14 protein-coding genes are annotated in these 9,638 nt (G+C 58.3%); 5 read left to right on the top strand and 9 right to left on the bottom strand.

Annotation, left to right across the window (positions count from 1 at the left end; genetic code table 11):
- Both ABLA28_RS08625 and gatC read right to left on the bottom strand, forming a co-directional pair.
- Positions 1-765: amidase (locus tag ABLA28_RS08625; protein WP_347713315.1), on the bottom strand; the 765-nt coding region annotated here is incomplete at its 3' end.
- A 3-nt stretch (positions 766-768) separates the two neighbouring features.
- The gene (gatC, locus tag ABLA28_RS08620; protein WP_299300196.1) at positions 769-1,059 is read right to left on the bottom strand and encodes an Asp-tRNA(Asn)/Glu-tRNA(Gln) amidotransferase subunit GatC; all 291 of its coding nucleotides are present in this window, start codon (positions 1,057-1,059) and stop codon (positions 769-771) included.
- Positions 1,060-1,302: 243 nt separating this feature from the next.
- Here gatC and ABLA28_RS08615 point away from each other — a divergent pair, with 243 nt between their 5' ends.
- The 5 genes from ABLA28_RS08615 to ABLA28_RS08595 all read left to right on the top strand — a co-directional run bounded on the left by ABLA28_RS08615 (position 1,303) and on the right by ABLA28_RS08595 (position 3,813).
- Positions 1,303-1,539, top strand: a complete 237-nt coding sequence (locus ABLA28_RS08615) for a hypothetical protein (RefSeq protein WP_347713314.1) — start codon at positions 1,303-1,305, stop codon at positions 1,537-1,539.
- On the top strand, positions 1,536-1,922 hold the full coding sequence (locus tag ABLA28_RS08610) for a type II toxin-antitoxin system VapC family toxin (protein WP_347713313.1): 387 nt from the start codon (positions 1,536-1,538) through the stop codon (positions 1,920-1,922). Before ABLA28_RS08615 ends, ABLA28_RS08610 begins: the two co-directional genes overlap by 4 nt.
- Positions 1,923-2,005: 83 nt before the next feature.
- Positions 2,006-2,494, top strand: a complete 489-nt coding sequence (locus ABLA28_RS08605) for an AbrB family transcriptional regulator (RefSeq protein ID WP_347713312.1) — start codon at positions 2,006-2,008, stop codon at positions 2,492-2,494.
- 80 nt (positions 2,495-2,574) lie between these two features.
- The gene (locus tag ABLA28_RS08600) at positions 2,575-3,252 is read left to right on the top strand and encodes a tRNA 2-thiocytidine biosynthesis TtcA family protein (RefSeq protein ID WP_347713311.1); all 678 of its coding nucleotides are present in this window, start codon (positions 2,575-2,577) and stop codon (positions 3,250-3,252) included.
- 69 nt (positions 3,253-3,321) lie between these two features.
- Positions 3,322-3,813, top strand: a complete 492-nt coding sequence (locus ABLA28_RS08595; protein WP_347713310.1) for an NUDIX domain-containing protein — start codon at positions 3,322-3,324, stop codon at positions 3,811-3,813.
- A gap of 27 nt (positions 3,814-3,840) precedes the next feature.
- Here the strand turns inward: ABLA28_RS08595 and ABLA28_RS08590 are convergent, their stop codons facing one another.
- From ABLA28_RS08590 to ABLA28_RS08560, 7 genes are all read right to left on the bottom strand, one after another.
- On the bottom strand, positions 3,841-4,716 hold the full coding sequence (locus ABLA28_RS08590) for a glycosyltransferase family 2 protein (RefSeq protein ID WP_347713309.1): 876 nt from the start codon (positions 4,714-4,716) through the stop codon (positions 3,841-3,843).
- 82 nt (positions 4,717-4,798) lie between these two features.
- The gene (locus tag ABLA28_RS08585) at positions 4,799-5,362 is read right to left on the bottom strand and encodes a hypothetical protein (RefSeq protein ID WP_347713308.1); all 564 of its coding nucleotides are present in this window, start codon (positions 5,360-5,362) and stop codon (positions 4,799-4,801) included.
- Entirely contained in the window at positions 5,359-6,501 is a 1,143-nt protein-coding gene (locus ABLA28_RS08580) for an ATP-binding protein (RefSeq protein WP_347713307.1), read from the bottom strand. Before ABLA28_RS08580 ends, ABLA28_RS08585 begins: the two co-directional genes overlap by 4 nt.
- 73 nt (positions 6,502-6,574) lie before the next feature.
- The gene (locus ABLA28_RS08575) at positions 6,575-7,777 is read right to left on the bottom strand and encodes a glycosyltransferase (RefSeq protein WP_347713306.1); all 1,203 of its coding nucleotides are present in this window, start codon (positions 7,775-7,777) and stop codon (positions 6,575-6,577) included.
- Positions 7,774-8,775, bottom strand: coding sequence for a polysaccharide deacetylase family protein (locus ABLA28_RS08570; RefSeq protein WP_347713305.1), 1,002 nt, complete (start codon positions 8,773-8,775; stop codon positions 7,774-7,776). The genes ABLA28_RS08575 and ABLA28_RS08570 overlap by 4 nt, the downstream gene beginning before the upstream one ends.
- Positions 8,772-9,035 (bottom strand): hypothetical protein, encoded by a 264-nt coding sequence (locus tag ABLA28_RS08565; RefSeq protein ID WP_347713304.1) that lies wholly within the window; start codon positions 9,033-9,035, stop codon positions 8,772-8,774. Before ABLA28_RS08565 ends, ABLA28_RS08570 begins: the two co-directional genes overlap by 4 nt.
- Positions 9,020-9,457 carry a hypothetical protein gene (locus ABLA28_RS08560; RefSeq protein WP_347713303.1) on the bottom strand — a complete coding sequence of 146 codons (438 nt, stop codon included), beginning with the start codon at positions 9,455-9,457 and terminating at the stop codon, positions 9,020-9,022. The genes ABLA28_RS08565 and ABLA28_RS08560 overlap by 16 nt, the downstream gene beginning before the upstream one ends.
- Between the last annotated feature and the right edge of the window lie 181 nt (positions 9,458-9,638).

Genomic DNA, 9,638 nt, shown 5'->3' with positions numbered 1-9,638 from the left:
CAGGTCCTCCGGAATGGGGGAAAAGTCAAGACTCTTGTCCCGGACGCTGCTGGAGTCCCTGGGGTCGTGACGGGCCAGGACGCCCATGATGACGTGCAGGTCCCCGACCGTCCGGGCAAAGGGGCCGACCTGATCGAGGGAGGAGCCGTAGGAGATGACGCCGTAGCGGCTGACCAAGCCGTAGGTCGGTTTCAGTCCATAGACGCCGCAATAGGAGGCGGGCTGACGGATGGACCCCCCCGTGTCGCTGCCGAGCGAGAACGGGGCATAGCCCGCCGAGACCGCCGCCGCGCTTCCGCCCGAGCTGCCGCCCGGAACGCGCGTCGCGTCCCATGGGTTCCGCGTCGGACCGAAGGCCGAGCTGCCGCAGGTGTTGCCCATCGCGAACTCGTCCATATTGGACTTGCTCAGCAGGACGGCCCCGGCGTCCCTCAGGAGCTCCCAGACGGTCGCGTCGTAGGGAGGTTTCCAGTCGCCCAGAATGGCGCTCCCCGCCGTGGTGCGCACGCCCTTGGTGCAGAGGTTGTCCTTCAGGACGACGGGAACCCCGACCAGGGGCCCCGGCTCCTCCCCCTTCGCCAGGCGCTCGTCCGCCCTGCGCGCCATCTCGCGGCCGGCTTCGACCGTCGTCGTGATGAGAGCGGAGAGATTCGGCTCGCAGGCCGCGGCACGGGCAAGACAGGAGTCGAAGAGCTCCAGAGCGGAAAATTTTTTTGTCCGGACACCCTCGGCCGCCGACCTCAGGTTCAACTCGTAAAGCTCCATCGCCTATTCCTCCATGATGCGGGGGACCTTGAAATAATCCCCAACTCGATGCGGCCCCTCGTCCAGGATCGCCTTCACGTCGCCGAAGGGGGTAAGGACGTCCTCGCGAAGCGGGCACTCCGTCTTCTCCGCGAAGCAGAAGGGCTCCACCTCTTTAAGATCCAGCTCCTTGAAGCGGTCCAGCATGGAGAGGAAGTTGTTGATGTAGCGAGCCGCCTTCTCCAGCTCGGCGTCGTCCAGGGTCAGCCTTGCCTCCAGGGCGATCTCGCGCACCTCGTCGTTGCTCAGTTTCATTGTTGCACTTCCTTTCGGTAAGGAAAAACCGCGGCCGCCCCTTCGGAGGCCGCCTGTTTGCACACACAGTAAGGAATTATAACAGTTACCCCCACGCCTTTCAAAGCGGTTCCCCCCCAGATGCAGGTGCATCCTCTCCGCAGCGTATGGCCTCTCTCAAGTAAGGAGCTGCGTCTTGTCCGATGCTTGCGATTGGCGATAATGATAAAATGAAGGAAATGATTTCTGAAGAGAGGGATATCCATGGAGCAGACAGGTATTCAGGAGAGAAAGAAAGATCTCCATCCGCTTCCTGTACGGGCAGCAAACGGCAGTTCCTCCAGCATCGGGGCAGGAGGAAATACTGTGGCTGCGGTCAGCTCTTATGTCCCTGCTCCTGTAACGCGAATCGGCTTTCTCAAGGGCATGATCCAGGTGCCTGACGATTTCGACACGATGGGCAGGGCGGAAACGCGAGGCCTCTTTGAGGGAGGAGAATGAAGCTTCTGCTTGACACGCATATATTGTTGTGGGCCGCTGCGGATACCTTGCCCAAAGAGACCGAGAGCCTGCTGACAGACGAGGCGAACACGTTGTTCTTCAGTCCTGCAAGTATTTGGGAGATTGTCATCAAAAAAGGTATCGGCAGGCCGGATTTCAAAGTGGACCCGGAGGTATTGCGACGTGGTTTGCTGGATAACCAATATTACGAAATCCCCATAACAAGCCTGCACACCCTTGCCGTCATGGATCTTCCGATGTGTCATAAAGATCCGTTTGACAGGATTCTCTTGGCCCAGGCCAAGTGCGAAGGCATTCCTCTCATGACGGCCGACGAGGTCTTGAAGAGGTATCCGGGGCCAATCCTTTTCGTGGAACACTGACCCCGAACCCAATCCCCGGTCTATCCTGAAACAAAAGTCGTACTAAGCCCCGGATGTCCGATGGGGGAAAAGGAGTTTCAAATTTGAGGGAATCGATCGTCATCGCCGTATCCGTTCTTCTGGGCGGGTTGTTGGGACGCCTTCTGCATCTCCCCTCCGGGGTCATGGTCGGGGGAATGGTCGCCGGGCTTTTCGTCAAGGGGGCCACGCTCGGCGAGCTGCCGAGCGGAGATCTGCTCTCCGTCGTCTCGCAGCTTCTCGTTGCCTACGTCATCGTATCCAACTCGGACGTCGCGTCGCTGCGCGCGCATCCCGAGGCCGTCCCCGCGGCTCTCTTCTACATCGCGCTGCTCCTGACCTTCTGCATCGGCATGGCGTTCGTCGTGACGCGCTTCTTCGGCATCGATCTCCAGACGGCCGTGTACGCGACGGCGCCTGGCGCCCTTTCCGGCATGGCCCTGTCCGCGTCGGACGCCGGCGCGGAGACGCCCGTATCCCTGATCTTCCACCTGTTCCGCACGGTGATTGTCCTGATCGTCACGCCTTTCGCCGCCCTGCTCCTCAAAAGATGAACAGAGTACAAAAGCTCTGGGACGAACCGCTTTGCCGGGCGCTCCGGCGCCGGATCGGCCGGGCCCTTGGACGTTACCGCATGATCACGGAGGGGAACCGGATCGTCGTGGGACTCTCGGGCGGAAAGGACAGCCTGCTGCTGCTGCACGCGCTGTCCGACCTCCGGCGCCGCAGCCCCGTGCGTTTCGAACTGGCCGCCTGCACCGTCGCCCTGACGGGGATGGACGTCTCGCACCTGCGGGAGTACTGCACCGCGCGGGACGTGCCCTACACGGCCCTCGAACATCCCATCATGGAGATCATCGAGAACCGCGCCGAGCGTTCGCCGTGCAGCTTCTGCGCCAACATGCGGCGCGGTCTGCTGAGCACCTGGGCGCACGACAACGGCTTCAACCGGCTGGCGCTGGGACACAGCCTGGACGACGCAGTGGAGACCTTCTTCTTGAACCTTCTCCGGGCCGGTCGGGCACGCAGCTTCCAGCCGACGGCCCACATGACGAGGTCGAACGTCACGGTCATCCGGCCCTTGATCGCCTCTCCCGAGGCGGCGATCATCGACGAGGTGAAGCGGCTGGGGCTCCCGGTCCTGGAGACGGTCTGTCCCTTCGCGGGCGGTACGGAGCGCCGGCGCGTGAAGGACCTCCTGGAGACCCTGCGCCTCGATGTTCCCGACCTGTTCGCGAACGTCGTGAACGCCATGGAAAACCTGTCGGACGCCGACCGCTGGACTGCAGCGGCGGATACCGGCAAAGCTTGAGTTTTTTCAGCATGGATTCCGCTTCGGACCACAAATTGTACAGTATATCGAGATGAAGGAGGAACCCCGATGAGTGCGGAGAGCTGGGAGCATTGCGCCTATTGCGTCCCCATCGTCTTTTGTTTTCTGATTCGGGACGACAAAATTCTGTTGATCCGGCGTGCCAGGGAGCCCTACAAGGGCGAGGCGACGGTGCCCGGGGGGCGAAAGCGGAGGGGGGAGTCCCTTCGTGCCGCCTGCGCGCGCGAGATGCTGGAGGAGACGGGCTATACCGTCGGAGAACTGACCTTCGCGGGGATCCTGCACGTATTCCGGGACGGCGAGGACCGGGAGTACGTATCGTACTACTTCGTCTGTCATGATTTCAGCGGGGAGCTTCGGGAGAGCGACGAGGGACCGCTCTTCTGGGCCGGCCTGGACGAAAGCCTGACCCTGCCCGGCATCCATCCCTCCTACGTCAGGATCCTGCCCTACATCCGAAGCGGGACCACCGTCGATATGACCCTGCACGTCTCCTCCGACGGGCGCAGTACGACGAATCCCGATTCCGAAGGGATTTGATTCATCCGGATTTGCCTCATCCATGGCTCAGAGGCTCCCGTCATCCTGTCGGGACAGGAGCCTCCAGAGCTCCTCGAAATCGCCGTCGAACGCCCCCGTTCGCTCGGCGTTCAAAAGCCGTCCGTCACGATAGCGGGCATAAGCCTCCGCCAGCCCCAGCGCATTGATCAACCCCCTGCCCCAGTGCTTCAGGTGCATTTTGAGAATGGCCCTCCATGCCGGGCAACGGGGCAGGATGCTTTTATAAATCCGCCGGTTCTCCGCCAGAAGGCGCGGCGTGTAGGCCGACGATATCCCCGAGTTGCGGAAGGCCGTCAGCACACGATCAATGGCACAGAAACGCTCCCCGGCCCGGAAAAGACGGAGAATGAACTCCCAGTCCCCCGAGACCCGGCAGGAGGGATCGAAGAGTCCGTATCGTTCGTACATCCGCACCGCGACGAAGGTCGCGGGGTGGGCGATGCTCATACGACCGGTAAGGAGGCGGTGGTCGCCCACCGGGTAGACCGTCCAGCGGCGGCGCGCCTCGTCCACCACGGCCAGCTTGCCATAAAACACACCGGTATCGGGGCTTTTCCGATATGCCTCCGCCACCGTCTCCAGGGCCCAGGGCGCGTAGAGGTCGTCCGCGTTGAGAATACCGACGACATCCCCCGTGGCACGGGCCACCCCCTTGTTGAAGGCGTCGTAGATGCCCTCATCCGGCTCGAGGACGACATGGGTCAGCCGCGGTCGATAGCGCTCAAGGATCGCCCGGGTGCCATCCGTCGAACCGCCATCGATGGCGATGTACTCGAACGGAGGGCAGGTCTGAGAGAGAACGCTGTCCAGGGCCTGCTCGACCGTCCCGGCAGCGTTGAGACAGACGGTGACGATGGAGAAGGAGGGAAAGCATTTAACCATAGGACTCCAGAAGTCCTCCTTTTAGGATTTTCTCAGGTACCCCGCTCTACAACGCCTACGCGCTAGGAGCTTGTTGAGTTCCTCAATTCTTTAACATGGGAACGATACGATCGCGATATTCCTTACAGGCAGCATGGAGAGAAGCGGGAGCATTGGTTGGCAACGCCTGTTTTTTACAGTACCCCGCAAGATTGGAAACAAAAGGACGACATTCACTCTCCTCTTTATTTCCCTGCGGCTTGTAATTTTGCGTTTCGTCAACATTATTTCCCTTTAAAAAGGCGATCCAAGTCTCGATATTACGTTTGGGAACGGCAATGGCGACAGCCTCCTCTGGGCCTCTAAAAGAAATACCTCGTTCACACGATGCCTCAAGTTCTTTGATCCTGTAGTCAACGGACCGGGTGTCCGCATCCACCATCACCACAAGGGCCGAAACTGCCTTGTTTTTACGCTGTCTGTATGCTTGGAGCTGCGTGGGGAAGTTCTGAATGACCCACTTGGATGCATCGCCCTTCCCAGAAGGGCTCGTTTCAAAATGCAACTCCCTCTTCGGCCAGCCCATTTCTACAAAAAGATGCCTGAGAAAATACTCCTGCTGCTTATCCTCACAGAGAAACACTACCCTTACCCGACGTTTTATCATTCCAGCCAGCCTCTGGAAACAAGCTCAGACAACTTGAGTGCCCGCTCCGACGTCCCCTCTGATTTTTGCTCATTCTCCAGTTTCAGTGAAAGTTTTTTTATCCTGGACGGACCTAGGGGTTCCCGCTCCATCCATAATCCGTAAGCTCCCCCAAGATAATCGATCAGCTCAGGGTTGTGACTGATCAGAATTGCCTGTACCGTACCCTCTCCACAGATATCGCTGAGCTCCACAAGCCAAGGTTGTATCTCGTCGAGACTCAGATAATTCCCAGGCTCGTCCAGGAGAAGAGTACGTCGCTCTCCCTCCGCATCGCACAAAAGGGTGTAGAGGACAAAAAGAATACGCTGTCCGTCTGAAAGATGATCAAAATCAAAATACAGAGGAGAATTTTTCTTCTCCTCATCGTCGGAGGTGAACCCTACCTTTAAAATACGTGCCTTCCCCTCTTGCTCCAGCTTAAAAGCGTGGAACCCCGGAATCACATCCTTCAATTTTTCCCTTAAAGAAAAAATTTTATCCTGATGCTCCTGAGAAAGGAAACGATACCAAGAGGCAAAGTTACTTCCCTCTCTATCCAAATGATCTGCCTCCTCATCGGAGAGCGCTGCCATGGATTGAGACTGTGGCCGCAAAATCACCAATTGTTCCAGCCAATCCTTGAACCAGGTCAATTTTGTGTTGTCCTGCCTGGGAGAAATGATCGACAAAGAGGATAAGCTCCAGTCAAAGGGATAGACTGGGCCAGGTTCGTGATCATCATGGTAGAGATGGGCCTCCCCCTCCTCGTAGAGGAAGAGCGGTTTTCCGTCAAAAAGCAGTTCCTCCCGCTCAATACGTTCCTTCTTGCGGTCCTTCGTATGCTCAATTCTCAGTTTATAGGTATACAGCCCCTCCTTTCCTTCTACATCCATCTCAAAGTTCTGAGTGTCCAACTGGACCCATCGAGTGAGATCCTCTGGAGGAAAGACCTCCGTAATTTTCGCACCAGCTGCCAGCAAGCGCTGAATCCTGCTCAGCAGCTCAAAAATCGTCGACTTTCCGCAACCGTTAGCTCCCATAAGGAGGTTCATCGCCTCGAATTGAGCCTCAAAATTGACTAGGCAAAGAAAATTATCAGCGTATAAACGACGGATCATTCCAACTTTTTCCTCCTTGTTTCATGCGATATCCGTTCCAAAGGACTACTCCACAACATGATAACAGACGTACTCAAACAGAGAACCCCATCTTTTGAAAAAGATCCATGTAGGCGTCAACGGCCTGTTTCTCGGAGAAAGCTTCGGCGCGCTCCTGCAGCACCCTCTTCGGCATCGGCTGGTGCAGGGCCTTCAGCATTCCCTCGGAGAGGGCGGGGGCATCCTGCATCGGGACTATGTAGCCATACCTGCCATCCTCCAAAATCTCACGAATCCCCCCCGGAGCATCCGTCGCCACCGGGGTCGTCCCGACGTACAGCGCCTCGATCAGGACCGTCGGAAGCCCCTCGTAGAAGGTCGACAACACCAGGGCGTCGGCATCCCTCACAAACGGAAGTGGGTTGGCAACCATCCCCATCCAGTCGATGTCCGCATCGATCTTCAGATCCATAGCTCTGCGTTCGAGGCGGCCTCGGTCCGGACCATCTCCAAGGACGAGCAATCGAACCGACATCGCCCGCCTCAACAGGGAAAATGCCTCCAGCAGGGTGTCGAAATCCTTTTCGGGGCTCAGGCGCGCGACGGAAATCAAGGTAGGGATCGTTTTGTCCGCCAGCCACGGGTGAACGCAAGCCTCTTCCGCCTTCCTTTTCAGGGCGCTTCCCACCACGGGATTATAGATGTGCCCAACCCGGTCCGCGGGGACGCGAAAATGGGCGGTCAAGTCAGCGGCGACGGCGGAGGAGACCCCGACGACGCGATCGGCTTTAGGATAAAAAAGGCGGCACATCGTGGAAAAGCAAACGCGGACGGGAGCAACCTGACGCCTCAGGTGCTCCGAAAGCAGCGTGTGCTCCGTCACGACAACCCGGGATGGCTTGCCGGCAAGGAAATTTGCCGCCAGCGTCATGGCGTTGTAATGGGCCGTCAGGAGGAGGCCTGGTCTGCGACGCCTGATATAACGCGTCAGACTCCTCGTCGAGGCGAAGAGCTTCCAGAAAAAGACCACAAACGCCCACGGAAGCATCAAGATATTTTTCGTCTTGAAAATCCTGTGGAAAAGACGGAGCGACTCGAAATAATGTCCTCCATCGAGTTCCACCAAGGACACCCCCTCGGGGACTCCGGCCTTCATGGCATCCGACTGGGGCGCCGGAACGACGATGTCGACAGCAAATCCCTGCCGTTCCAGAAGTCCGGCGAGGCGAACCATAATCCGTTCGGCCCCCCCCGGCCCCAAAGAGGCAAGGACAACGGCTATCCGTCCTCCTTTCATCCCCTGAGGCTCCTCCTCAGGGAAACGTAGGCCGACTGAGCCAGCAAATCGTCAACCGACATCCCCTCGTACAGCATGAAGCGCGGCAGAGCCCAAAGTTTTTCCCTATCGCCCCTCGACACGCACCCCGGAGCCGTCGTCATACAGGTAAGGGCGCCCATCTCGCGAACGACGGAAAGCGCCTCATCGCTGAAGAGACCGTAGGCGTAAGCGTAATGTACGGGAACGCACCCGGTCTGCCGAGCTATCTCCTCCTTGGCCAAGGAGAACTCCCTGCAGACAGCCTCGCGAGAAAACATTTGCAGGTTCAGGTGGCGGTGCCCGTGATTTCCCAGCTCGGCCAGAGGGTGAGACCGCAATGCCCGAACCTCGTCCCACGTCAGAAAAAGCCCCTCAGCACTTCTGCAATCATAATCGTTGTCTTTGTAAAGATCCGAGACATAAGCCTCGCTCCCCTGGTCGGCCAGCAGAGCCTGTCCTCGAATTTGCATGAAGAGGCGACTCTTCTCCGAGACGCTCCTTACACCCCAGGTCCTCCCCTCCCAGAGGAGTGCAGGCCGCGAGGTAAGCAGCCCCTCCAGGCCATACCACCAGGGCACGCAGGAACCGCCGATAAAGGCGGTGCTCAGGTAGATCGTAAAGGGAACGCCATGCCTCTCGAACAGGGGCAACCCCTCGGTCAGATTGTCCCGATACCCGTCATCCAAAGCGAGGACAAGGGAACGGGAGGGCCAGGGCCCCTCTCCCGTCAGAGCGGCGTGCAGCTGTGAGACGGAAAGGAAAGAGAAGCCTTTGCGTTTGGCATCGACAATGAAGCGCTCCAGGAAGGAAGTGGAGACCTTCATGTCCTCGTTCGGAGGCAGCCGCGTCGGATCCTTTTCTCCTATCCGGTGCAGCATGACGCAAAAGACGCCGTCCCTCAAAAGACGGCGCAGGACGCAGGCTGCCGCAGGACATGAAAGCCCCGTTAGAATCCACCGTCGAATAGCATCCTTCATTTTCTCGCAAAAACCCCTATCGTGATCGTATAGTCCTCGTCGTAAAAATCCAGCAGGCCCGTATCGTTCACATCCTCCACGGAGAGCCCATCCAAAAACGCCTTGGCAACAAAGACATTTCCATAGCCCTTGACGGCCACCTCACGAAAATGCCCCGTAAACAGTTTTTGGGCCGACAAAACCGTAAAACGCCAATAGTCCCCCCAGCGGTCCATGTCGTAACGGCTGACCTGGGATATGCCGCTCACCGTCGCCAGCAATACCCCCCCCCCCATAAAAGCCTGTGCGCTCCCTGCACCGCCCGTTCCAGATCGTAGATAAAATTGAACGTCTGCGTGCAGATGAAACAACCCGCAATCCCCTCGGGGAGTGTCTCCGGTTTCGAGAGATCTCCCGTGATCGTCGCCCCCCTCGACGAGGAATCGACGTGCAGAACATGCGGAACGACGTTATGTCCGAACTTTCGCGTATAGCCGTCGTCGGCCACCTCCAGGACCTCTCCCGTGATGCAGGAGGAATGTTCCTGCAAAAATTTTTCGATGTAATAACGGTCCAGCGGCATTCCCCGGTCGAAGCCGAAGAGACGGCTGACCGGCTGTAGACGTCTCTCCTCGAAGGAGACCGGGGGCGGGGTGTGAAAACAAGCCCCCAATTTTCTCAACAGCCGGGAAACGATCCTCATGACTCACCCGCCTCCACACTCGATGCAGCTATAAACATGTCCCTAAAGGCCCTCGTTGACCGCGAAAATATTGACCTGCCAGGGGAAGCCTTGATGCTCGAAAGGAGCTGCCGCAGAGCCTCCCACGGGAACGAGCCGATAACGAAAGCCAGCCTCGTCCAAAATTGCCAGAATACTCCCC

It is taken from the genome of uncultured Fretibacterium sp. (genome assembly GCF_963544685.1).
In the GTDB taxonomy this organism is placed as follows: domain Bacteria; phylum Synergistota; class Synergistia; order Synergistales; family Aminobacteriaceae; genus CAJPSE01.
Note: the sequence above shows the minus strand (reverse complement) of the source record. Positions and strands in the feature narration are given on the sequence as shown.

Bases quoted from the DNA above. Each gene is read 5' to 3' on its own strand.
- ABLA28_RS08570 (WP_347713305.1), bottom strand. From the start codon at position 8,775: ATGAAGGATGCTATTCGACGGTGGATTCTAACGGGGCTTTCATGTCCT.
- ABLA28_RS08575 (WP_347713306.1), bottom strand. From the start codon at position 7,777: ATGAAAGGAGGACGGATAGCCGTTGTCCTTGCCTCTTTGGGGCCGGGG.
- ABLA28_RS08595 (WP_347713310.1), top strand. From the start codon at position 3,322: ATGAGTGCGGAGAGCTGGGAGCATTGCGCCTATTGCGTCCCCATCGTC.
- ABLA28_RS08560 (WP_347713303.1), bottom strand. From the start codon at position 9,457: ATGAGGATCGTTTCCCGGCTGTTGAGAAAATTGGGGGCTTGTTTTCAC.
- ABLA28_RS08600 (WP_347713311.1), top strand. From the start codon at position 2,575: ATGATCACGGAGGGGAACCGGATCGTCGTGGGACTCTCGGGCGGAAAG.
- ABLA28_RS08590 (WP_347713309.1), bottom strand. From the start codon at position 4,716: ATGGTTAAATGCTTTCCCTCCTTCTCCATCGTCACCGTCTGTCTCAAC.
- ABLA28_RS08585 (WP_347713308.1), bottom strand. From the start codon at position 5,362: ATGATAAAACGTCGGGTAAGGGTAGTGTTTCTCTGTGAGGATAAGCAG.
- ABLA28_RS08580 (WP_347713307.1), bottom strand. From the start codon at position 6,501: ATGATCCGTCGTTTATACGCTGATAATTTTCTTTGCCTAGTCAATTTT.
- gatC (WP_299300196.1), bottom strand. From the start codon at position 1,059: ATGAAACTGAGCAACGACGAGGTGCGCGAGATCGCCCTGGAGGCAAGG.
- ABLA28_RS08610 (WP_347713313.1), top strand. From the start codon at position 1,536: ATGAAGCTTCTGCTTGACACGCATATATTGTTGTGGGCCGCTGCGGAT.
- ABLA28_RS08615 (WP_347713314.1), top strand. From the start codon at position 1,303: ATGGAGCAGACAGGTATTCAGGAGAGAAAGAAAGATCTCCATCCGCTT.